The sequence below is a fragment of the Prevotella melaninogenica genome, assembly GCF_018128065.1.
Taxonomy (GTDB): Bacteria; Bacteroidota; Bacteroidia; order Bacteroidales; family Bacteroidaceae; genus Prevotella.
On the sequence record NZ_CP072359.1, the window covers coordinates 1,290,494 to 1,315,490 of the forward strand.

The following is a 24,997-nucleotide window of genomic DNA, read 5'->3' on the forward strand; positions in this document are numbered from 1 at the left end:
AATAAAGCCCACCACTAAGATTCTGGTTCTATAACGAATCGTGTGGGTAAATAGTTTTTCCTTGCCAGCATTCCTATGTTTAATGGCTTTATGGCTGAACAGATGAAGACGAATTAATCTACAAAGTATAAAGGAGTTTTCGCTAAACAAGCTTCTACACAACCTCCTTTTATTTTTAGTATTACAACATTTTGCTCACAATTCATCCCCTGCCATCCTTATATCATAGTGAAATTAGCCCTCCGCACATGTGGTGTTAAGCCTCCGCACCACATGTGCGGAGTATCAGCACCACAGCAAATGATGGTAAACATTCACGAATATTGTATGAAATAAGACCTTAAAACATTCTTTTCCGTTGGCTAAAGTGTTAAAGAGTAAAACTAAACTGAATAAATAACTTCTTTTTATGAATACAACAGATATTATTCTAATCGGGGCAAACAACCCACACGATTCGTTATAGAGCCGATATAAATACAATTAATTTAACTTATATTTAACGTTTCCCATGCTGTAATATATTTCTTCTGTTCTCCTTCATATTCCTTGAAAATGAAGAAGTTAATTGAGTGATGCACAATAATTGTCTCTTCTTACAAATTGAATCATAAAATGCATACACCTTATCTTGCTATGTTCCAACACCGTGTTTGTACTCAGCACATGTGGTATTGTGAGTAAACAGCAATGATGTTGAGTACTAACACGCTCGCAATAGGTGGTTAAGAAGAAAGCAACTTATAGTAGTCTAACATCATGATGTACTGATTATTCCTTGCTCTTGACTTATTTATAGGCGTTTTCGTTACTAATATTGCAGAAAAATATGTAATTTTGCATTCATATTTAAAGATTATCAACACACAAATTAATCGTGAATAATCCATCCACTATAAAAGGTTATGGCTATGCCAGCCTTTCTGCAATTACGTTCGGTACTATCCCGCTTTTCTCCATTCCTGTAATGGAATCGGGAATGTCACTGCCGTCAGTATTAATCTATCGTTTCGCCTTCGGTTGTCTTTTTATGATGACAATCTTACTATGGCGGAAACAAAACCTGCATATCCGATGGGGAGATGGACTCAGGATTATGTTCCTATCGATTTTATATGCAGTATCAGCAGTATGTCTATTCAGTAGTTATGAATATATGCCAGGTGGTATAGCAACAACGCTGTTGTTCTCTTATCCTGTATGGACAGAGATATTGCTTATCCTTTTCTTTAATGAAAAACTTACAATTCGTATATCCTTAGCTATATTGCTTGCTATTGCAGGTGTTGCATTTCTTGGTGGAATAGGGCAGTCTGATGGTATTGATGGTATCAAGTCCATGTGGGGCGTTATACTTGCAATGTCGTCTGGATTGCTTTATGCCATCTATATGGTGCTATTCCCTCACATGCGTATTCGTAAGTTGCCTGCATTGAAGGTTAATTTCTATATTTTCTTTATGGCAATGTTGCTACTAATTCTCTATGCAACATTTACGACAGGAGGCGTTGAACGTATCACAACCGCAGACTCATTCCTGTCACTGGTTCTCCTCGGTTTGATACCAACCACTATTAGCAATGTTACTTTGGTACGCTCCCTCACACTGGTTGATTCTGCCAGTGTGGCAATTCTGGGAGCCTTTGAGCCACTCACAGCAATGACGATTGGTATTACACTCATGGGCGAACCCCTTACGACATCTATCATCACTGGTTGTGTACTTATCATTTCTTCTGTAATAATACTTATCACAAAGGGTAAAACCTTAGCTAATCCTCTTCGGAAATATGCCGAACACCAAGAATAAAAACATACTTTGGCACCTCCTTGCCATTGCCATCGTTGTCATTTGGGGCACAACCTTCGTAAACACAAAAGTGCTTTATAACAGTGGATTGACACCGTTAGAGAATTTCTTCCTTCGGTTTGTTATTGCCTATATCTGTATATGGTTTATCTCGCCACGTCAACTTCTTTCCCGCACATGGCGTGATGAACTAATTATGGTCTTATTAGGTATTACGGGAGGCTCTGTCTTTTTCCTTGCGGAAAACTATGCAGTAGGACTTACTTATGTCAATAACGTTAGTTTCATTGTTTGTACAGCACCGCTACTGACCGTACTACTTGGTATAACCTTTGTAAAGAGTATCAAAGCAAGCTGGTCGCTGATTGTCGGTTCGCTAATTGCTTTACTGGGTGTTGCAATCGTTATCTTTAATGGTAGTTTTGTCCTTCATTTGAACCCTTGGGGAGACCTTCTTACACTATTGGCATCGTTGTGCTGGGCCGTTTATTCTCTGTTGATGAAGAAGATATCAAACAGCTATTCAGCTGTCTTTATTACACGTAAGATTTTCTTTTATGGTCTTATAACAGTGCTACCAGTCTTTATTTTCGACCCATGGACCGCAACTACCTCCATGCTTCTTACTCCGAAAGTGCTTCTAAATCTATTGTTCCTTGGTCTTGTTGCATCTTTTCTTTGCTTTGTTCTATGGACATTGGTCATTGCAAAGATTGGGGCAATGACATCATCTAATTATCTATATCTTAATCCTATCAGCACAGTTGTTACCAGTGCTATTTTCCTCGATGAGCCAATGACAGCTATTGCCTATGTGGGAAGTGCCTTGATATTGCTTGGTGTCGCTGTGTCTAATAAATAATATTTGCTTTTAGCATATCTCAATATTATCCAATTCAGTTGATGGGAACGTAAGATCTTATTTATTTTACTCCATTTTGAACTTTATTGTCTTATAATAATAACTAAATCGTAATATGAAGAAAATAGCATTAATAACTGGTGCTACCAGTGGAATTGGCAAGGCTTGTGCACGTAAGTTTGCACAAGGGGGTTATGATGTCATCATTACTGGTCGTAGAGCAAAGCTTCTTGCAGACCTAAAGAAAGAACTTGAAGCAGAGAATGTAAGGGTCTTGGCACTTGCTTTCGACGTAAGAAACCGCAACGCAGCAACTGCGGCTATCAATAGTTTACCACTTGGATGGCAACAGATAGATGTCTTGATTAATAATGCTGGATTGGCTCTTGGTTTAGAACCAGAGTATGAAGGAAGTTTTGATGATTGGGATACGATGATAGATACCAACATCAAAGGACTCCTGACAATGACACGTCTTGTTGTACCAAGAATGGTAAAGCGTGATAGTGGACATGTTATTAATATCGGTTCAGTGGCAGGTGATGCTGCTTATGCTGGTGGTAATGTCTATTGTGGCACAAAGGCTGCTGTGAAAACTATCACCGATGGACTCCGTATTGATCTCGCACACACTTCTGTTCGTGTAACAAACATAAAACCAGGATTGGTTGAAACTCACTTCTCTAACGTACGTTTTCATGGTGATGATGCTCGTGCCGATAAGGTTTATGAGGGCGTTAAGCCACTCACAGGTGTCGATATTGCTGAGGTTGTTTTCTATGCAGCTTCTGCTCCTGCCCATGTTCAGATTGCAGAAGTACTTGTTCTTGCTACACATCAGGCAAATGGAAGTGTGCTGCATAGAGAAGTATTAAAGTAAATCTTGTCCTTTTGTAGATTTTTCTTGGATAGCTTTGCGCACAGATAGAGAAGTTGTGTGAACTCAAAAGCGATATATGAAGAATGTCTTTTTGCAAAAAGGTAGGAACTATGTGAGATAAATGAAAGATTGCTAATTTTGGATGTTTACGTTGGTTTTGTAATAAAAATTCAAATATTGAAAAAATAAAGATGCTCTTTTGGCTTCTAAAAGACGCCCAATTGACTTGTTAAAGATGCCCTTTAAGGACCTTACTAACGCCCTTTTGAAGTCCAATTGGGCATCTTTTACTTTGTGAATTTGTAACTATTTGAAAACAAGTCGGTTATGAATGTGTTTAAAATGCATGTTTTTTGATGGTTTTAAGAGCTTTATTTTCTTCTTTTTGTTGTAATATTTTACTGCGTACTCTTTGCTTTTAATAGGCTTTTGCTGGCGTTGTATTTAGTTTGATAAAGGTACTCTTAAAATGAGGCGAGATACTCTCTCCGATTTACTTTATTCTTTATAACCTTAATTCCACAACCAGATGTGCGATTTCTTGTTAATATATTTTATAAGTCTCAGAGGAACCTCCATTCCTCAGAGTTTTGCCGTTTGCAGAGTTTTTACTAACTTTATGATGTCAAAAAACAGTTTGGTGAAGAAAAATCCCACATCTGACAAGCTCTATCTGCAATGCCCTAAAATATTTAACAGGGTTGCGGAATTGAGAATTTCTTCTATAAATTGTTTTATTTGGGTTGAAAAACATTGTTGAGGAAGGTTTAATCTCCTTATAATTATGTATCTTTGCAGAGATGAAATTTGCAATAATTGCAGCTGGTGATGGTTCGCGACTGGCTCAAGAAGGTGTCACCGAACCCAAGCCATTGGTAAGGGTGAGGGGAGAACGGCTTATAGACAGATTAATAAGGATTTTCATGGAAAATAATGCCACGGAAATTGTTGTTGTCTGTAATGAGCAAATGACTGATGTTACAAGCCATTTGAACGATATTCAAAGCAAAGGACTGAATGGTTTGACAGTTCCGCTACGTTTTGTTGTTAAGTCAACACCCAGTTCAATGCATAGTTTCTATGAATTGCGTAATTTTCTTCGTGATGAACCTTTTATCCTGACAACAGTTGACACCATCTTTGACGAGCGTGAGTTTTATGATTATGTTTTGTCTTTCCAAGACAAGATAGCGCATGGCATAGACGCTTTGATGGGTGTTACTGATTATATTGATGATGAAAAACCACTTTATGTCGATGTTGATGATGCTATGTGTATTCATGGCTATTACGATAGTGCCCAAGCTGACTCTCACTTTATTTCCGCAGGTATATATGGCTTGACATTTTCTTCACTTGCTATTCTTGAGAATTGTATAGCGAAAGGCGAACACAGAATGCGTAATTTTCAACGAGCTTTGGTTACTTCTGGCTTGCGAATAGAAGCTTATCCGCTGACAAAGGTGTTTGATATTGACCATATAGAGGATATAAAAAAGGCTAATGAAGGAGCAACATTGATTGCTTCCTGTTATAAGAGTAAGACTTTATTAGTACAGCGGGCAGCATGCTATTCTCCTAATTCTGTGGAAAAAGACTTGGCTGTTTTACAAGAAGTTGCTTCCCTCTTGAAGAATGTACGGATGATATTCGAGGAAGAGTTGGTGAATTGTTATAATACTCATAATCAATCATTTTATTCTAATCCGTTAAACTTTTACGAAGAATATTGTCAGGTGTTTTCTATGGCTCGTAGCTCAATAGCTTTGGATTACCTTGAAAAGCTGGAACAAAAAGGTGTCTGCGTTCTTAATCCATCGGCTGGTGTACGGGCTTGTAAGAGAAGTTATGTAGACAAAATAATGAGGGAAAGCAACCTTCCGTTACCACCCAGAGAAGGGCTTGACGGCTATTGGGTAAAACGTGCTGATGCTGCAGCGCAAAGCAAAGAAGATATATGTTTCTGTCATAATAAGGATGAAGTAGAACAAGCAAAGTCTGCTTTTATAGTGCGTGGTATCGTTGATGTTATTGTACAAGCACACGTGAAAGGTGATGTAGTGAAGTTTTATGGTGTTGAAGGTACGGACTTTTTCCGTTTTTATTATTCTGGTGATGAAACAGAAACAAAATTTGGAGATGAAGAAAAGAATGGTAGACCGCAGTATTATCCTTTCTCATCATCTGCTTTGCAAGCTGATGCAGAGAGGTTATCATATTTGTTACAGACGCCTATTTATGGAGGTGATGCAATTGTGCGGGAAGACGGTAGTTATGTGATTATTGACTTTAACGACTTCCCCAGTTTCTCAAGATGTAGAAAGGAGGCAGCCCGAGCAATCGTTGAGCTGATGAATGAGAAATCTGTTTCTCGTCATGTTTCTTCCTCTGGAGAAAAGTATTAAGTTTAAGTGAATGATTATAGTAAACTGATAACCTCCTGTCTTTCATTCCGTTTCGCCTATAACAATTAGAATATAATGACAAAAGAACAACAAAATAATAGAACAACTTCTCAACAAACATCGGATAATCCTCATTTATCCGCACAATCCTCTTCCCCTTATTTAGGTGATGGGGAAGAAAGAAGAGCGGGTTTTTTGAATCTTCTTCGTGCTTCTTTCAAATCAATGGACACAGAAGAATGGCTTGATATCTATTTTACTCGTCCTATAGGATTAGCGTTTGCTTTGTTTTGGCATCGTTTGGGTGTAAGTCCAAATAGTATAACCATTTTGTCTATCTTTCTTGGTATTGGTGCGGGAGTGATGTTCTTCTTTACAGATACCTTGCATAACATTTTAGGTATAATCCTTTTGATGTTAGCCAACTTCTGTGATTCAACTGACGGACAGTTAGCACGACTAACGAATCAGAAATCTATGAAGGGGCGCTGTTTAGATGGGTTCGCAGGTGACGTTTGGTTCTTTTCAATTTATCTTGCTATTGTCTTCCGACTTTGGCATCAACCCATACCAGGTACATCAATGGTGTGGGGCTTTTGGGGATTAGCTTTGACAGTCGTTGCAAGTTTGTTATGCCATTCTCCGCAAAGTTCGTTAAGCGATTACTATCGACAGGTCCACCTTTATTTCTTAAAAGGTAAGGAAGGTTCAGAATTGGATTCCTACGAGCGTGAACATGCTATTACTGAAAGTCTGAAAGGAAAGAAAGGGGTCTTTTGGGACCGTGCTTTTCATAGTAATTATCAGCGTTATTGTAAGAGTCAGGAGCGCAGAACGCCAGCCTTTCAAGAGTTTCATGCAGCGTTGATAGAAAAGTATGGAAGTGTGGATAAAGTTTCTCAGGAACTTAAAGCTCGCTTCTTGGTAGGGAGTAGACCGCTGATGCCTTTTACAAATTTCTTATCTTTTAATAGTCGTGCTTTTCTTATCTATATCACTTGCTTGCTAAATTGTCCGTGGATTTATTTACTGTTTGAAATCACTTTATATAACTTGCTGTATATCTATATGCACAAGAAGCATGAAGATTTATGTAAACGTCTTATGCTAAAGGAGTAATCAAGGCATGTTTCTTCAGGTTGATTAAAATGGAGTTTGCGGTTAAAGAAAGACTTTATGTAGTCTGTTTTAATCCTTGAAGAACAGTGTTATACAATATAATATTACTTAAATAGTTCAGAATGAACAAGGAGTTAAATAATATTTTAGCAGATGAAGAAACGATACTTTCTTCTCAAGATAGTGAGCAGGGAGAGTTAACTCTTCTTTTTGACTTTGGTGGAACGCTTGATACCGCAGGTTGTCACTGGGGAAGGTTTCTTTGGTATGCATACAAAAGGAACGAAATTCATGTGTCAGAAGAGCAGTTCCGTGAAGCCTATGTACATGCAGAGCGTTCCTTAGGGAAGCTGCCTATTATACAGTCACATGACACATTCCTCTCAATGTTAACGAATAAGTTAAGAATAGAGTTTGAATACTTACTTAGTTGTGGCTGGTTAGCGGTAGATAGGGTTGAGGCTGAACGGATGCAAAGAGTTCTGCTGAATGATATTTATGAGAGGGTGAAAGCCAATATCTCTGATAGTAAGAGTGTGCTGACTGGTCTAAAGAAGAAGCATAGAATGGGATTAGTTACAAACTTCTATGGGAATATGTCGGTTGTTCTTGATGAGTTTGACTTGTCCTCACTCTTTGAAACTGTTACGGAGAGTGCTGTTGTAGGAGTTCGGAAACCTGATCCTCTGATATTTAGTTTGGCGGTGAAAAGTCTGAAGGTAAAGGCTGATGAAGTTGTTGTGATTGGTGACAGTTATACAAAAGACATACTTCCTTCTCATGAAATAGGGTGTAAAACCGTTTGGTTGAAAGGCGAGGGATGGACAATAGAAGAGCCAACATCGTGTGTGGCTGATTATGTAATCAAAGATTTAAGAGAACTACAACCTATATTAAGACAATAAACGACGCTTTAATGCGTTAATTGAATATTGTAGTAATAATCATGAAGCAAACAAACGTAAAGCCTGCAGAAGGCAAATTGGGTATAATGGTCGTTGGTTGCGGCGCTGTTGCTACGACCTTCATGACTGGAGTGTTAATGACACGCAAGGGTCTTACGAAGCCTATTGGCTCTATGACTCAATACGATAAAATTCGTGTGGGACGCGGAACTGATAAGAAATATCTTCATTATAAAGATATTGTTCCATTGGCAAACTTAGACGATATTATCTTTGGTACTTGGGATGTCTATCCTCAGAATGCTTATCAGGCTGCTGTATATGCTGAAGTGTTGAAAGCAAAGGATATTGAACCGGTTCGTGAGGAACTGATGGCTATTAAGCCTCTGAAGGCAGCTTTCGATAGAAACTATGCTAAGCGATTGGATGGTGACAACGTAAAAGACTGCAAGACACGCTGGGATATGGTGCTTGAATTGCAGAAAGACATTCAGAACTTTAAGAAAGAGAATGGTTGTCAGCGCATTGTTGTTATCTGGGCTGCATCAACAGAGATTTATGTTCCTTACGATGAGCAGTATCACAAGACGCTTGAGCAGTTAGAGTCGGCTATGAAGACGGACGATAGAGAGCACATCGCCCCATCTATGTGTTACGCATACGCAGCATTGACAGAAGGCTGTCCGTTTATCATGGGTGCTCCTAACACTACGGTTGACATACCTGCCATGTGGGAGTTGGCTGAGAAAACACATATGCCTATTGCTGGCAAGGACTTCAAGACAGGACAGACATTGGTTAAATCGGGTTTTGCCCCAATTATTAAGACACGCAATCTTGGACTTGCTGGTTGGTTCTCTACCAATATCTTGGGTAATCGCGACGGCTTAGTGCTTGATGAACCCGCTAATTTCCATACAAAGGAAGTAAGTAAACTGTCGACTCTTGAGACCATTTGTAGGGGTGATGAACAGCCCGATCTTTATGGTAATATCTATCATAAAGTGCGTATTAATTATTACCCACCTCGTAATGATGATAAAGAAGGATGGGACAATATTGACATCTTTGGCTGGATGGGTTATCCAATGCAGATAAAGATTAATTTCCTTTGTCGTGATTCCATCCTTGCTGCACCATTGCTTCTTGACCTTACGTTGCTCTCTGATCTTGCTGCACGTGCTGGTCGTTATGGTATTCAGCGTTTCTTGAGTATCTTCCTCAAGAGTCCAATGCACGATTTTACACGTGGTGAGGAAGCTGTCAACAACCTATTTGAACAGTACACAATGTTGAAGAATGCGATTCGTGAGATGGGTGGATACGAAGCTGATGAAGAGATTGATTAGAAGTCTTATCAATTCTCAAAGCAGCAGAAGACTTCTTGGATGCAGAGCGGCTATGGTAGGCTGTTCTGCATTGCCTAAAATAAAGTAAGATATGAATAAGTTATTAAGACTCAATAAACACAAACATATATCTTTTGTCTTCAATAAGGCAAAAGAAAAGCTACAAATGATAAAGGGCAGGGTGATTATCTCTCTTCTCTTCTTGTTTGTTTCATTTACGACACAAGCTTATCCTTTTAAGACTTTGTTTATTAACTCAAAGTCTAATGTTGTGCGCATTGACTCTTTATTATTAGGCAACGACTCTTTATTAACAGCCACTGACTCTATGGCAATGGCTACTGACTCGCTTCTACAAATGATGGATTCTTTGGCTAAGGTTGCTGTAAAACCAGCCGTAATAAACAGTACGCTACTACAATGTTACGTGGTTGACTGGCAGACGGGGGATAGTATTCCTTACGCAAATGCCGTCTATCGTAATATGAAATTAGGTGTCTCAAGTGATGCAAATGGTCATTTCTCTATAGAACGAAAGGTGGGGGAGCAACTTACTATAACTGCTATAGGATATAAGCCTCGTAATATTAAGATAACTGCACATACTTCAAGAGAGTTGAAAGTTACGCTTATAGCAGACTCAAAGCAACTTCAGGGGATTGTGGTGAAGGCTAAGCGACGCCATAAGTATTCGCGAAAGAATAATCCTGCGGTAGAGTTGATGAAGCGTGTTATTGCTGCGAAGAAACAAACTCATTTGGAAAACCATGATTACTATCAGTATGATAAGTACCAGAAGGTGACGATTGCTTTTAATAACCTTACACCTGATGATCTCGAAGGCACTATGTTTAAGAAAGCACCGTGGCTTCTCGATCAAGTTGAGACTTGTTCTTATAATAATAAACTCATCCTTCCTATCTCCGTAGATGAAACGCTTACGCAGCATCTTTATCGTAAGAATCCCCGTGATGTAAAAGATATTGTATTGGGACAATCTACCAAAGGTATTTCAAAACTGATACAAACGGGTGAAGCATTGAATACGATTGTCAAGGATCTCTTTAAGGATATCGACCTCTATGATGACCAAATAGATCTTCTTCAGAAGCGTTTTCCTTCACCAATTGGTTCAACGGCAATCTCTTTCTATCATTTTTATATAGATGATACGGTTTATGTAAATCAGGACCAGTGTATTCGTTTGCAGTTTATGCCAGCCAATCAGCAGGACTTCGGATTTCGTGGAGAATTGTATGTCTTGAATGATAGCTCTCTTCATGTGAAGAAGTGTGACATGCAGTTACCTGCCAATACGGGTGTCAACTTTGTTGATGCAATGAAATTCCAGCAGGAGTTTACGAAATTAAGTAATGGGGAATGGGCATTGACAACAGACAATATGATTGCTGAATTGAAGCTAACCGATTTCCTGCAACGTGCTATCGTTATCCGTACGACAGGTATGACAAACTATGCCTTTGCTCCAATTGACGACAAATTGTTTAAGGGTAAGGCAAAAGTTATATACGATTCTAATGCTAAGATGCGTGATAATGACTTTTGGGCATCACATCGTACAATAAAACTGACGAAGAGTGAGGCTGGTATGGACTCATTCATCAAACGTATGGCGAGTACCAAACATTTTAAGTGGGTGATGTTTGCATCAAAGGCGTTGATAGAGAACTTTATTGAAACAGGTTCTGAGGATAAGCCAAGTAAGTTTGATCTTGGTCCTGTCAATACTTTCATCTCTAAGAACTTTGTTGATGGTATTCGCTTGCGTGCCTCTGCTCGTACGACAGCCAAACTTAATCCTCATTGGTTCTTTGAGGGCTATTATGCTTATGGGACGAAGTCACATCATAATTATTACGATGCAAAGGTAACTTATTCGTTTAATAAGCCAGAGTATCAACCAATAGAATTTCCTATTCGTACTATTTCAATAGAATCAACAAGTGATGTAGAGTCTCCATCAGACAAGTATCTGAAACATAATAAGGATAATATTTTCATGACGTTTCGACCTGTAAAGGTTGAGCAGATGTATTTTGTTAATCGTCAGAAGATAAACTTTATGTGGGAGACGAGCTATGGATTGGCTACCAGTTTTGAGCTTCGGACGGAAAGTAACAAGCCAACAGGAAAACTTGTATATGAGAAGATGGATGGTACATTGGTCGATAAACTACGTATGAGTGAAGTTATTCTTGAACTCAATTACCGTCCTGGGCAATCTTATGTTAACTCAAAACAACGGCGTATGATGGTGAATCTTGATGCACCAGAATTTAAACTTACGCATACAATGGGTATCAAGCATTTCTTGGGTAGTGATTTTAATACTAATTTTACAGAGATTTCTGTTTATAAACGTTTTTGGTTAGGTAGCTGGGGACATTTTGATACACGCATTCAAGGTGGTGCACAATGGAACAAGGTACCATTTCAGTTCCTTATCACTCCTCCTGTTAATACTTCTTATTTTGAGAATCAAGGAACCTTCAATCTTATGAACGGACTTGAATTCCTTAACGATCGATATGCGATGTTTAATTTGGCTTGGGACTTAGAGGGGAAGATTTTCAACCGTCTTCCTCTTGTCAAGAAACTTAAATGGCGTGAGTATGTTGCATTTAAAGGAATGTGGGGACATTTGACAGATAAGAACAATCCATATTTACCGCAGAATGCTAATGATGCAGAATTGTATAAGTTCCCTGTCGATACACGTGTTATGACGCACGACCCTTACATGGAATTTGTTGTCGGAATACATAATATCTTCAAGTGTTTGGAGGTCGATTATGTTCGTCGACTTACTTATACGAATGCACCAGGCATATCAAAGAATGGTATCAGATTTGGTTTTAATCTGGTTTTCTAAGCCTTATAGATAAATATAATTGTTCGTTCGGTATGATAAAGGATATTCTCTTAGTAGGTATTGGGAGTTTCGTTGGTGGCAGTCTTCGAATGGTTATCTCGAAATATGTACAACTTACCGTAGCAGGTTCATTCCCTTTGGGAACAATGGTTGTCAATGTGCTTGGCTGTTTCCTTATAGGTATCTTCTCTTCATTAACTAATGATCATGGAGGTATTAGTCCTGCAGTCCGCCTTATGCTTACAACAGGTTTTTGTGGAGGTTTTACGACTTTCTCAACCTTTATGAATGAGCATGCAACGTTATTAAAGGGAGGGGATGGTTTTATGATTTCTTCCCTTTACATCATTGCCTCTCTTGCATTAGGCTTTATCGCTTTATTAGCAGGTCGCCACCTTGTTATGTCTTTTCAATGATGTAACTGTATTGCTTGTTTGGCCTATTTAGATGTAAAGGTAATGATTACTTATATGAATGACGTAGGTGTTATATCCTTTTGATAATACAACTCTTTTCTTCCGTCAGGGTTATGTATAGCGAGCAATCTACCAACAGCACGAATGGTGTTTGGCGTTCGCACCATATGTGCTGAGCCTTAACACAGATGGAGAGGATGACTTTCGAAACTTGTGACAGACTTTATAAGAATAGGTGAACAAAAGACTTATTCAGTTTATAAAGGGTAATCTGTGCTTTCTTAGAGGCAAACTCAAGGTGTCGGGAATTCAGACAATGCGAGTTGGCGTTGGCAGTTTATGACCACCCCCTTTTCTTGTACACACCTAATGGATTCAGTCTTGTTGGTGCAAAATACATAGTGGAAATAACAAGATTTCTTTTCTACGAGCTAAGAGTGATGCAAACCACGTTGTGTTTTTTACTTAGTTTCTTTTCTATCTCCTTTCTTTTCTGTACCTTTGCACTCTGTAGAATATTAATAATTAAACAATTCAATAGTAATATGAAAGCATTTGTATTCCCTGGACAGGGATCTCAGTTTGTTGGTATGGGTAAGGATCTCTATGACAATAACCCATTAGCAAAAGAACTTTTCGATAAGGCTGACGAGATTCTTGGCTTCAAGATAACCGAGATTATGTTTGCTGGTACTGACGAGCAGCTGAAAGAAACTAAGGTAACTCAGCCTGCCGTATTCCTTCATAGCGTTATTTCAGCTCTTTGCTTAGGCGATGAGTTCAAGCCAGATATGGTTGCAGGTCACTCTTTGGGTGAATTCTCTGCACTTGTTGCTGCTGGTGCATTGAGTTTTGAAGATGGTCTGAAACTTGTTGCTGCACGTGCTAATGCTATGCAGAAGGCTTGTGAGCAGAACCCTGGTACTATGGCTGCAATCATCGGTTTGCCTGATGAGAAGGTAGAAGAAATTTGTGAGTCTGTTTCAAAGGAAGGTAAGGTTTGTGTTGCAGCCAACTTCAACTGCCCTGGTCAATTGGTTATCTCTGGTTCAACAGAGGGTATCAATGAGGCTTGCACATTGATGAAAGAAGCTGGAGCTAAACGTGCATTACCATTGAAGGTAGGTGGTGCTTTCCACTCTCCATTGATGCAGCCGGCTAAGGATGAGTTGCAGTCAGCTATTGAGGCAACAACATTCAATGCACCAAAGTGCCCTGTTTATCAGAATGTTGATGCTCTGCCACACACTGAACCAGCTGAGATTCAGAAGAACCTAATCGCTCAGCTCACATCAAGCGTACGTTGGACAAAGAGCGTACAGAATATGATTGCTGATGGAGCAGCCGAGTTCATAGAGTGCGGACCTGGTGCAGCTTTACAGGGTATGATTGGTCGTATTGACAAGACTGTTAATGCACACGCTGTATAATCCTACTTTATTATAAAGCAACTGACCCCCTCTTCCGTCCCCTTCCTCTTGAGGGAGGGGACGGAAGAGGTTTTTTCTTCTAAATTTGTTTATGAAAACTAAATTAGTTATCTACCAAGTCTTCACCCGTACTTTCGGTAATAAGAATCTTACGAAGAAAGAATATGGTACTTTAGCAGAGAATGGAGCAGGGAAGATGAATGACTTCGATGAGGATGTATTGCGTCGCATTCATGATTTCGGTGTCACTCATCTTTGGTATACAGGTGTAATTCGTCATGCTACATGTACTGATTATTCAGCTTTCGGTATACCTACGCAGAACCCTCGCATTGTAAAGGGGCGTGCAGGCTCGCCTTATGCTATTACCGATTATTATGATATCGACCCTGATATTGCGGTGAATGTAGATGCTCGTATGGAAGAGTTTGAGGCACTTGTAGACCGTACGCATACAGAAGGTATGAAGATGATTATTGACTTTGTACCCAATCATGTTGCTCGTCAATACAAGAGTATCGCCAAGCCAGAGGGCGTAGAAGACCTTGGAGAGGGCGATGATACAGGGAAGCATTTTGATGCTCAGAACAATTTCTATTATTGTCCGGGCGAACAGCTTGACCTTTCAGGAGTTGTTGAGAATGTTTATGCTCACGATGCTGAGGCTTATTATGAGTTTCCTGCAAAGTGTACAGGTAACGATCGCTTCGACTCTCACCCACAGCAAAACGACTGGTATGAAACGATAAAGTTAAACTATGGTGTAGACTATTGTGATGCTGGTGGCAGAAGCTATCACTATCATCCCATCCCTTCTACATGGAAGAAGATGACTGATATTCTTCTTTTCTGGGCTGCAAAGGGCGTTGATGGTTTCCGTTGCGATATGGCAGAGATGGTTCCGCATGATTTTTGGGCATACGCAACACAACAGGTTAAGAATCGTTACCCCAATATGATATTCATTGGTGAGGTATATGATCCTAATCAATATCGTATGTATATTGAGTCAGGTTTTGACTATCTCTATGATAAGGTGGGAATGTACGATTGTATTCGTGGTGTTATGTGCGACGAACGCCCCGCCTCTTCTATCACACGTGAGTGGCAGCAGGTTGATGATATTCGCGATCACATGCTCTATTTCCTTGAAAACCACGATGAGCAACGTATTGCTTCTGATTTCTTCGCAGGTAATCCTTGGAAGGGAGTTCCGGGTATGATTGTTTCTGCTCTTCTCCAACAGAACCCAGTCATGGTTTATGCAGGGCAAGAGTTCGGTGAAATAGGAATGGATAAAGAAGGCTTCTCTGGGCAGGATGGACGTTCAACCATCTTTGATTACTGGACGAGTGACGCTGTTTTTAAAGGATTTTTTAATCGTGATTCCTTGACAACAGATGAGAAGAAACTTTCGTTGGTTTATCAGGGAATTCTCCGTTTTTGCAATCGTGAGAAAGCTGTTAGGGAAGGACAGACTTTTGATCTTATGTATGCAAATAATCAGAGCTATCAGTTTAATCCTCGCAAACAGTTCGCTTTTTTACGTAAGACGGACAGTGAAGTGTTATTGGTTGTAGCTAACTTCGACCAAAAGCGAGTATATATCAATGTAACTGTTCCCTCTCATGCGTATGATTTCCTTGGTCTGCCCGAGCAGGAAGTAGAAATGACCGACTTGCTTTCTGGTTTTACGAAAGTCGTAGAATTGAAACGTGATGGTCAAATTGCATTGGATATAGCTGCAAACTATGGTAGAATTTACAAGTTTAATATAAAGAGGAAGACAGTGGACTACGTATTAAATGCACACAATAAAGAGGAATTCCCTCCTGCTCATACAGCAGAACATTTGCTAAATCAGGTGATGATGCGTATGTTTGGAGCAGAGCGTAGCAATAATGCTCACATAGAACGAAAGAAGAGTAAAATGACTTTCATTCTCGATCATAAGCCGAGTCGAAAAGAAGAAAAGGCGATAGAGGACGAGATGAATCGTTTGATAGCAGAAGATTTGCCAGTAACTTTTGAAATGATTGATCGTAATAATATTCCAGAAGGTGTTGATGTTGGCAAACTTCCAGAGGATGCTTCGGAGATGTTGCGATTGGTTCGTATTGGTGACTTTGATGTCTGTCTTTGTATAGGTAAGCATGTCCGCTCAACGGCTCAGATAGGTCGCTTTGTAATGTTAGGTACAAACTGGGATGAGCAGAAGCGTACGTTCCGTATTCGCTTTAAGGTAATTCCATCTTAAAACGTTTTATCAGTTCATATAAAAGATGCCCTCACTTGTCTACTTTTAGGCAGGTGAGGGCATTATTGTTGGTTTGAATTTTCTTTACATTGTTTCCTGAATTTTCTTCTTAAGATATGCGAAAAAATCACTTTTTAGTTGCCTTTGTAACTGTTTTGTTATGAGATAGTTACAAGATAGTGCAAGAAAAGGTGCTTAGTTGGACTTCAAAAGGGCGTTAGTAAGCCTTCAAAAGGGCATCTTTTAGAAGCCAATTGGGCGTTAATTTGAATGCAATTAAGCCTTAATAAAAATCAAGGTGACTATGCCTAAATTTACTTCACACTTTTTTGGTTATTGTTACTGAATTGGTTTACACATTTTTTACTTGCTTCCTGAACAGCTTTACCTCCCCCATGGAAACTTTACTGATTCGCTTTACATAATCATAAACTTTGACAATGAAGTCCGAACGTGTGTAGCACATGTTCAAAGTTAATATTTTTCCTTCAACTTACAAAAATTAATACTATGAAAAGCACAGAAAGCCTTATGCCACATTGCAGTGCCTTTCTCTCATTTGTCTTGGCGTAAGCATGCCGTTACTCATATGGGGTCTCTTATTGTTGTAGAAGTCTATGATACCAGCAATAGTGCATCGTGCATCATCGAGGTTCTTCGGTCGTTTCATGTGGTAGAGCCACTCTTGCTTTATTATTCCGTTCACTCTTTCGGCGATTGCATTATCTGTAGGGTTGTAGTCTTCAGTCATGCTTATGCCTGAGTGTATACTCTCCAGCCTTGCCACGTAGGCGTTGCTGCAGTATTGAACCCCACGATCAGAGTGGTGCGTCATCAGCGAGAGATCCATACCCTGTGACTGTTCTATTGCCATGTCTAGGGCAGCAAGCGTATTGACAGCCTGCAGACTGTCAGAAAGCTTCCATCCGATTATCTCATGAGTGAACGCATCGGTTATGAGGTGAAGATAGACCACACCATCCTCAGTATCTATATACGTGATGTCTGCTACCCAGAGTTGTGCAGGACGTGTAAGAACCATTCCTTTTGCCGTGTTCTTATACTTGAAATAGTTGTGATTGGAGTTCGTGGTGTGGCGACATCTGGATGGCTTCAGCATAAGGTGATGCTTGTGCATTAGCTGGTAGAACCTGTCGCGCCCAAGCATTAAGCCTGGATAGATATCCATAAGCATGTGCAAAAGTTTCTGTGCTCCTATTCGAGGAGCATCTGCACGAACATCCATTACTGCACGTACGACAATTTTCTCAGTAAGTTTACGGTGCTCCCTCTTCTCCTTACTCACAGAGTAATAGCCTTCACGAGTCTTGCCAAACAGTCCACTCAGCAGCCCAATTGATAAACGAGGGTTGCTGACTCGAAGGCTGTCTACTGCCTGGCGCCAGCTTTTTTTAGCAAATCTTCACCGTATTCCTTACTGCTTATCTCTATGACTTTCATCAAACCTTGATTGCGAAGTTCAGAATACTCCAAAGCTTTCTTCAAATTGGATACTTGTTCTTCAAGCTCTTCCTCACGCGTTAGAGGGGCTTTCTCCATAGCTTTCTTACTACGCATAGCTTTTACTTTAGTAATAATATCATGCGACAAAGATAGCTTTTTTTCATCTAAATCATACTTTTTTTGCCATTGATAAAAGCTGGCACTATTAATGTCGTACTTACGACAGATGAAATTAATTGACACTTCGGATGAGTAATACTCACGAAGTAAAGTGAGAATAAAGTTCTCACTGAATGTTCTGTGTTTAGAATGTTTACTTCCCATTTTGAATTTTAAATGTTAAAATGATGTGAAGTAAATCTGCTATAAGACAAGGGGGCGAAAAAAGTTGACAAATAGACTTTTGGTTAGGTTTGTACTCAATGTTTTTATGCTATATGTAAAGTAAGGATAAAAAGAAATCCGCCACCTTATATATAATAGGTAGCGGACTCCTAATGTTGTAAACCTTTCGTTTTATCTAACGACTTAGTAGTTCATTCAGGACTTATCGTTCTGTTCCTTCATATCAATGAATTGCTGTTTCGCATCATAGAATTCATACTGCAAAAAGGCAAGTTTCTGTGAAGGAATGATATTCACACCTAAACCATACTTCATTTGCCACTTACGTTTTAAGGAAATAAAACCCTTGTTGATGTAAGCAGCAACATATGGATGAACGTGCAAATAGAATTTCTTTACTCCAACCTTATTAACCAATCGGTCAATCTTACGCTCCAACTGGTCAGTAAAGAGAATGCTTGAGCGAATCTTACCACTACCGAAACAAGTAGGGCAGTTCTCATCTACATCTACGTCCATCACTGGGCGTACACGCTGGCGAGTAATCTGCATAAGTCCGAACTTGCTCAGTGGAAGGATGTTGTGACGTGCACGGTCCTTTTGCATGTTCTTACACATACGCTCGTACAGCATCTGGCGGTCTTCAGCAAGATTCATGTCGATGAAGTCAACGACAATAATTCCACCCATATCACGCAGTCGAAGCTGGCGAGCTAACTCGTCGGCAGCACCAAGGTTGGTGTCAAGAGCATTCTGTTCCTGTGCTTTTTCCTTTGTTCTGTTACCACTATTCACATCTACAACGTGCATTGCCTCAGTGTGTTCAATGATGAGGTAGCATCCATGACCATAATTGATAGTCTTGCCGAAGCTGGATTTAATTTGCTTCGTAACGTCAAAGTTGTCGAAGATTGGTACCTTACCAGTGTACTTCTTCACGATGCCCGCCTTTTCAGGGGCTATTAGAGAGACATAGTGTTGAACGGCAGTGCAAATCTCGTCGTCGTTGACGTAGATGTTTTCGTATGTAGGATTGAAGAGGTCACGCAACATAGCAACAGCACGTCCAGTCTCCTCAAAAACAAGTTGAGGGCGTTCCTGTGTCTTTTGTAGTTTTGTGATAGCTTCATTCCATCGGCTCAATAGGACTTTCATCTCGGCATCAAGCTCGGCAACGCGTTTACCTTCAGCTACTGTACGGACAATTACACCGAAATTCTTTGGCGTAATACTCTGTATGAGTTGCTTGAGACGTGCGCGTTCTTCTCCGCTTTTAATTTTAGATGATACGCTAACTTTATGCCCGAATGGTATAAGCACCAGGAATCTGCCAGCGAATGATATTTCGCCTGTGAGGCGAGGTCCTTTGGTGGAAATGGGTTCTTTGACAATCTGTACCATCACCTCTTGTCCTACCTGCAGTGTGTTTTGAACAGTTCCGTCCTTCTGCAAGTCGGGTAGGCGAGTGGCTTTCTGAATGGGATAAAGTTTTTTGCGGTCGCTCTGAACCTGTTTCAGATACTTCGCATAGGAGTTGAATTGGCTCCCTAAGTCAAGATAATGAAGAAAGGCGTCACGCTCATAACCTACATCTACAAAGCAGGCGTTAAGCCCTGGCATCAGTTTCTTAACCTTTGCCACGTAGATGTTTCCAACCGAGAAACTGGCTTCTCTTGGCTCACGCTGGTATTCAACCAGTCGCTTGTCTTCGAGCAGCGCTATCGAAATCTCTTTCGGTTGGGCATCAATAATTACTTCGCTTGTCATCTTCTTCGTTTGTTATACAAATCTTTTAGCTATTATATATGTTATCATGAATGATGCTAAAAGATACATATAGATAAAATAAAAATGCGGAACCTGCCGTCGCACTTCCAGGGAAGAGAAGTATATTGCGATGACACGCCCCGCCATATTTTGAAAGTCAGTTATAAAGTCTTTCAGCCGTGGGGCTTACTTGCTCTTATGTCTGTTCTTTCTTAATCTCTTTTTACGCTTGTGCGTAGCCATCTTGTGTCCCTTTTTCTTCTTTCCGTTTGGCATAGCTTTAAATTGTTTTAAATTGTTATTGTATTTATGTTTTATTTATTTCTTCATATCTTCGATGAAGGTCTTTGCTGGCTTGAAGCTTGGGAAATCGTGAGCTGGGATAGTGATAGTCGTGTTCTTTGAGATGTTACGAGCTGTCTTTTCTGCACGGTGCTTAACAATGAAGCTACCGAAACCACGAAGGTATACATTTTCTTTCTTCTCCAACAAACTGTCTTTGATAGTTTCCATAAAAGACTCAACCACAGCTGATACGTCCTTCTTGGCGATGCCTGTAGACGTTGCTATCTCATTGATGATATCTGCTTTCGTCATTTTGTTTTTGTTCTTTATTGATGTTTATTTCTATTCTCTCGTTATAACGGAATGCAAAGATACTCATTTTCAGCTTAATAGAGAAATTTTTTTATGTCTTTTTTGTAAAATATCACAGTATATGTTCTAAACTCTTATGTTTTTCGTACCTTTGCGTCATTATAAGTTGTATTTCATACTTATTTGGAGTATTGGATTAAGAGAATTGATGAAGAGTTACACTGTTGCCAACATTAGCATAGGGAGGATTCTTTATGGATGGAAATGTAGGTGTAAATTCTTTTAAGTCTCGGTTAATTCATAGTCTTTTTAAAAATGGTGTTTACATAAACTTCTGTATAATAATATAAGGTGTATGAAGATTTCCATCGGTATAGATGTGGGCATTTCAACAACTAAGATTGTTGGAATCAGAGAAGGTAAGGTTATTAAACCTTTGCGTATCAAGGCTACTGATCCAGTAACATCCTTGTACGGAGCTTTTGGAAAGTATCTATATGACAATAGGATAGAGTTGTTTGATGTTGAGCGTGTTATGCTTACGGGCGTTGGTGCTCACTATATTAATAAGCCTGTTTATGGACTTCCAACGTCTAAGGCGGATGAATTTTTAGCTGATGGCTTAGGTGCTCAGTTTGAGTCGAAGTTGCAACGTATGATAGTTGTTTCGATGGGTACAGGTACTTCGCTTGTGCTTTGTGATGGCAATGAAGTACGTCATATTGGCGGTATTGGTATTGGTGGCGGTACGTTGAGCGGTCTTTCTCGTTTGCTTTTGCAGACAGATAATATTAATGAAATCATTGCTTTAGCCAATAAGGGGGATATCTCTCGTATCAATCTGCAGATTAAGGATATCTCAACCAGTCCACTTCCGGGTTTGCCAATGGATGCAACGGCATCTCTCTTTGCCAATGCACAGGCTAATGCCAGCCGTGAGGATATCGCTTTAGGCTTGATTGGTTTGGTGTTACAGTCTATTGGTTCTGCAACAATATTGAGTTCTTTGAATAGCGATATCCGTGACTTTGTACTCATTGGTAACCTTAGTTTGTTACCACAATGCGAACTTCTCTTCCCTGTAATGGAGAAGATTTATGACGTTCGCTTTATCATTCCGAAGAATTCAGAGTATTGTACCGCAATTGGTGCTGCATTACAAGCAGATAACATCGAGAAGATATAGTCGCTATCTATAAAAGATTACAGGCACTTTGTAGCATTGTCTACAAAATGCCTGTTGCTTTATTGTACAATATAATAGCGTGTTATCTTTTGTTCTTATATCTTCGGAACAGTTTCAAGATTCTTCTCTATGTCTTCGTCAGTGAGCGTATAGTTTCTCAAATCACCATTGATATAAGTGTCGTAAGCGGTCATATCAATGAGTCCATGTCCTGAAAGGCAGAAAAGGATAACGTCTTGTTTGCCTGTTTCCTTTGCTTTCTTAGCTTCTCGGATAGCTGCGGCAATCGCATGACAGCTTTCAGGTGCTGGGATGATTCCTTCTGTGCGTGAGAAAAGGATACCAGCTTCAAAACTTTCCAACTGTGGTATATCCATTCCAGACATATAACCATCTTTTAGCAGCTGACTCACAATGACGCCTGCACCATGATAGCGTAAACCACCTGCATGGATGTTTGCTGGCTTGAAATCGTGCCCAAGTGTGTACATAGGCAACAATGGTGTATAGCCTGCCTCATCACCGAAGTCATATTCAAACTTACCACGTGTCAACTTAGGACAGCTGTTGGGTTCAGCAGCAATAAACTCGGTCTTCTTTCCTTCAAGAATATTATGGCGCATAAATGGGAAAGCAATACCTCCGAAGTTACTACCACCACCAAAGCAAGCGATGACCTTATCAGGATATTCGCCAGCCATCTCTATCTGCTTCTCAGCCTCCAAACCGATAATTGTTTGGTGTAATGCAACGTGATTGAGTACTGACCCTAAGGTGTATTTACAGTTAGGCGTAGTCTTTGCTAACTCAATAGCCTCTGAGATAGCTGTTCCCAATGATCCGGGGTGCATTGGGTCACGTGTCACGATGTCCTTTCCTGCACGTGTAGACATTGAAGGTGAACCTTCAACCATAGCCCCAAATGTCCTCATAATCAGCGAACGGTATGGTTTCTGTTGCATAGAAATCTTCACCTGATAAACCGCTGCTTCAAGTCCATATACCTTTGCAGCGTAGGACAATGCGGCACCCCATTGACCCGCACCTGTCTCTGTTGTCACGTTCGTAACACCTTCCTTTTTACAATAGTAACACTGAGGGATGGCAGAATTGACCTTATGTGAGCCCAGTGGATTTACACTTTCATTCTTGAAATAGATATGTGCTGGGGTGTCTAATGCTTTCTCCAAAGCATATGCACGAACAAGAGGTGTGGAGCGATAATACTTATACATGTCCAGTACTTCTTCGGGAATATCAATCCAAGCATGCTCACAATCAAGCTCTTGCTTAGCACATTCCATACTGAAAATCTCAGAAAGATCCTCTGCTGTCATTGGCTTACGTGTAGCTGGATGGAGTGGAGGAAGGGGCTTTGTGGGCATGTCAGCCTGAATATTATACCACTGTGTAGGGATATCTTGCTCGTCAAGTATAAATCTTTTCTGTTGTGCCATACTGTTACTAAATTAAACAATGGATAAATGTTATCTGAAAGATGATGTTCTACAAAGTTACAAAATAAGATTTTCTAAATGCACGGAATGATTATATTTTTAGTAATTTTGCTGCCATTATGATAATAATCGCTACTATTCTTGCATATTTTTGCATCTTATTGTTAATAAGTAGAGTTACGGGACATAAAGCTGATAACGAAGCCTTTTTCCGTGCGAATGGACAGTCGCCTTGGTATCTTGTAGCCTTCGGAATGATTGGTGCCAGTATTTCTGGTGTCACTTTTGTTAGCGTTCCGGGTATGGTAATGTTGAGCGATATGACCTATATGCAGACTTGTTTAGGTTTTATTCTTGGTTATTTTGCAGTGGCATTTCTTTTACTTCCTGTTTATTATCGGTTAAAGTTGACTACCATCTACTCTTATCTACAAACACGTTTGGGTAATCATAGTTATAAGACAGGTGCTTCTTTCTTTCTATTGTCTAAGATGACAGGTGCAGCAGTGCGCTTCTATGTTGTTTGTATGATACTTCAGCGTTTTGTCTTAGATGCATACGGCATACCTTTTCCTGTAACAGTGGTTGCTCTTGTGGCACTTATTTGGCTCTACACGCGTAGGGGAGGAATTCGTACACTGGTGTTGACAGATACCTTTCAGACCCTTTGTATGCTCCTTGCGCTTATTCTTATTATATATAAGGTTGTAGAGGTATTGGGTATGTCGCTTCCAGAAGCTGCTCAAGCAATAGCCAATGACAGTCATTCTCGTATTTTTGTATTCGATGACTGGGTATCAAAACAGAACTTTTGGAAACAGTTCTTAAGCGGTATCTTTATTGTTATTGTTATGACAGGACTGGACCAAGACATGATGCAAAAGAATCTTACTTGTAAAACTTTGCGTGAGGCACAGAAGGATATGTGCAGCTATGGTTTTGCCTTTGTGCCTGCTAACTTACTCTTCTTATCCTTGGGTGTATTGCTAATGATGTATTTTAATAGTATAGGACAAACCTTGCCTGATATGCCAGATAATCTGATGTTGCAGGCTGTAGCAGGTGGACAGTTAGGTCCTTTGGTTGTTATTCTATTTACGATAGGTATTGTAGCAGCCTGCTTCTCCAGTGCAGATTCTGCCTTAACAGCCTTGACAACAACTTATTGTGTGGATATTTGCAACCGTCCGAAGGATGAAAAGTTGCGTAAGCAGGCACACGTTGGTATGTCGATAGTGTTTATTCTGTTTATTCTTATCTTCCGCTATGTCAACTCAACGAGTCTGATAGATGCTATTTACACCATAGCTTCTTACACATACGGTCCACTTTTAGGTCTCTTTGCATTTGGATTATGCACAAAGCGAACTGTGAATGACAGGCTGACACCATACATAGCAGTAGCCAGTCCGCTTCTTTGTTTTGCTTTAGATACAATCGTTTCAAGGACTACCGGTTACAAGTTTGGCTATGAACTGTTGATGTTAAATGGATTGATAACATTCTTAGCATGCTTCTTTCTTCCTGCAAGAAAGCTGGGCTTGGATTGCGAAATGAAGTAAGCTTAAAACTTACTTTGTGTGTTTCACTTATGTGCTGTTGCTCAGCACACGTTGTGTTGTTGGTAAGCACCATTGGTGCTGAGTGCTAATTACCTTGTAATATCTTACGATAGTAAAGGCAAACAGACATTAGGAAAAAACATATCTGCTACAAGTAAATCCAAAGTATGAAGTAAGTAGGCTTATGTTTACTGGATAGCAATAAGTATGATAAATAATAAAAGGCAAAGAGCACTAAACCCTTTGCCTTTTATCGTTTTGTTATATGTAATCTTACAAATAGCTTTTATTCT

Annotated in this window: 18 protein-coding genes; 13 read left to right on the plus strand and 5 right to left on the minus strand. The window is 39.8% G+C overall.

The window, feature by feature from the left end; translation table 11 throughout:
- Nucleotides 1-877: 877 nt before the first annotated feature.
- The 11 genes from J5A56_RS05220 (at nt 878) to J5A56_RS05270 (ending at nt 16,326) form a co-directional block, all read left to right on the plus strand.
- A complete protein-coding gene (locus J5A56_RS05220; protein WP_036920013.1) occupies nt 878-1,810 on the plus strand; it encodes a DMT family transporter in 933 nt (310 codons plus the stop codon).
- Entirely contained in the window at nt 1,791-2,672 is an 882-nt protein-coding gene (locus J5A56_RS05225; RefSeq protein WP_021672186.1) for a DMT family transporter, read from the plus strand. Before J5A56_RS05220 ends, J5A56_RS05225 begins: the two co-directional genes overlap by 20 nt.
- A gap of 115 nt (nt 2,673-2,787) precedes the next feature.
- Nucleotides 2,788-3,552, plus strand: a complete 765-nt coding sequence (locus J5A56_RS05230) for an SDR family oxidoreductase (RefSeq protein ID WP_021672187.1) — start codon at nt 2,788-2,790, stop codon at nt 3,550-3,552.
- An 800-nt stretch (nt 3,553-4,352) separates the two neighbouring features.
- The gene (locus tag J5A56_RS05235; RefSeq protein WP_021672188.1) at nt 4,353-5,957 is read left to right on the plus strand and encodes an NTP transferase domain-containing protein; all 1,605 of its coding nucleotides are present in this window, start codon (nt 4,353-4,355) and stop codon (nt 5,955-5,957) included.
- Between the two features lie 75 nt (nt 5,958-6,032).
- The gene (locus tag J5A56_RS05240) at nt 6,033-7,076 is read left to right on the plus strand and encodes a CDP-alcohol phosphatidyltransferase family protein (protein WP_021672189.1); all 1,044 of its coding nucleotides are present in this window, start codon (nt 6,033-6,035) and stop codon (nt 7,074-7,076) included.
- Between the two features lie 122 nt (nt 7,077-7,198).
- Entirely contained in the window at nt 7,199-7,981 is a 783-nt protein-coding gene (locus J5A56_RS05245; RefSeq protein WP_021672190.1) for an HAD family hydrolase, read from the plus strand.
- A 41-nt stretch (nt 7,982-8,022) separates the two neighbouring features.
- Nucleotides 8,023-9,330, plus strand: coding sequence for an inositol-3-phosphate synthase (locus J5A56_RS05250; protein ID WP_021672191.1), 1,308 nt, complete (start codon nt 8,023-8,025; stop codon nt 9,328-9,330).
- Between the two features lie 91 nt (nt 9,331-9,421).
- Nucleotides 9,422-12,223 (plus strand): DUF5686 family protein, encoded by a 2,802-nt coding sequence (locus J5A56_RS05255; protein WP_021672192.1) that lies wholly within the window; start codon nt 9,422-9,424, stop codon nt 12,221-12,223.
- 32 nt (nt 12,224-12,255) lie between these two features.
- Nucleotides 12,256-12,639, plus strand: a complete 384-nt coding sequence (gene crcB, locus J5A56_RS05260; RefSeq protein WP_021672193.1) for a fluoride efflux transporter CrcB — start codon at nt 12,256-12,258, stop codon at nt 12,637-12,639.
- 545 nt (nt 12,640-13,184) lie between these two features.
- On the plus strand, nt 13,185-14,069 hold the full coding sequence (gene fabD / locus J5A56_RS05265; protein WP_021672194.1) for an ACP S-malonyltransferase: 885 nt from the start codon (nt 13,185-13,187) through the stop codon (nt 14,067-14,069).
- A 91-nt stretch (nt 14,070-14,160) separates the two neighbouring features.
- The gene (locus J5A56_RS05270) at nt 14,161-16,326 is read left to right on the plus strand and encodes an alpha-amylase family glycosyl hydrolase (protein WP_021672195.1); all 2,166 of its coding nucleotides are present in this window, start codon (nt 14,161-14,163) and stop codon (nt 16,324-16,326) included.
- A 529-nt stretch (nt 16,327-16,855) separates the two neighbouring features.
- On the opposite strand, the gene J5A56_RS05275 is transcribed toward J5A56_RS05270, so the two are convergent.
- The 4 genes from J5A56_RS05275 to J5A56_RS05290 form a co-directional block, all read right to left on the minus strand.
- Entirely contained in the window at nt 16,856-17,683 is an 828-nt protein-coding gene (locus J5A56_RS05275) for an IS3 family transposase (RefSeq protein ID WP_211815499.1), read from the minus strand.
- 32 nt (nt 17,684-17,715) lie between these two features.
- A complete protein-coding gene (locus J5A56_RS05280) occupies nt 17,716-18,114 on the minus strand; it encodes a transposase (protein ID WP_021670644.1) in 399 nt (132 codons plus the stop codon).
- A 216-nt stretch (nt 18,115-18,330) separates the two neighbouring features.
- Nucleotides 18,331-19,902 (minus strand): Rne/Rng family ribonuclease, encoded by a 1,572-nt coding sequence (locus tag J5A56_RS05285; RefSeq protein ID WP_021671520.1) that lies wholly within the window; start codon nt 19,900-19,902, stop codon nt 18,331-18,333.
- A gap of 318 nt (nt 19,903-20,220) precedes the next feature.
- A complete protein-coding gene (locus J5A56_RS05290; RefSeq protein WP_004359523.1) occupies nt 20,221-20,499 on the minus strand; it encodes an HU family DNA-binding protein in 279 nt (92 codons plus the stop codon).
- A gap of 355 nt (nt 20,500-20,854) precedes the next feature.
- On the opposite strand from J5A56_RS05290, the gene coaW reads away from it, so the two are divergent.
- Nucleotides 20,855-21,685, plus strand: a complete 831-nt coding sequence (gene coaW, locus J5A56_RS05295) for a type II pantothenate kinase (protein WP_021671521.1) — start codon at nt 20,855-20,857, stop codon at nt 21,683-21,685.
- 95 nt (nt 21,686-21,780) lie between these two features.
- Here the strand turns inward: coaW and J5A56_RS05300 are convergent, their stop codons facing one another.
- Nucleotides 21,781-23,142, minus strand: a complete 1,362-nt coding sequence (locus J5A56_RS05300) for a TrpB-like pyridoxal phosphate-dependent enzyme (RefSeq protein WP_021671522.1) — start codon at nt 23,140-23,142, stop codon at nt 21,781-21,783.
- A 119-nt stretch (nt 23,143-23,261) separates the two neighbouring features.
- Between J5A56_RS05300 and J5A56_RS05305 the strand changes: the two genes are divergently transcribed.
- Nucleotides 23,262-24,704 (plus strand): sodium:solute symporter, encoded by a 1,443-nt coding sequence (locus J5A56_RS05305; protein WP_021671523.1) that lies wholly within the window; start codon nt 23,262-23,264, stop codon nt 24,702-24,704.
- Nucleotides 24,705-24,997: the final 293 nt, after the last annotated feature.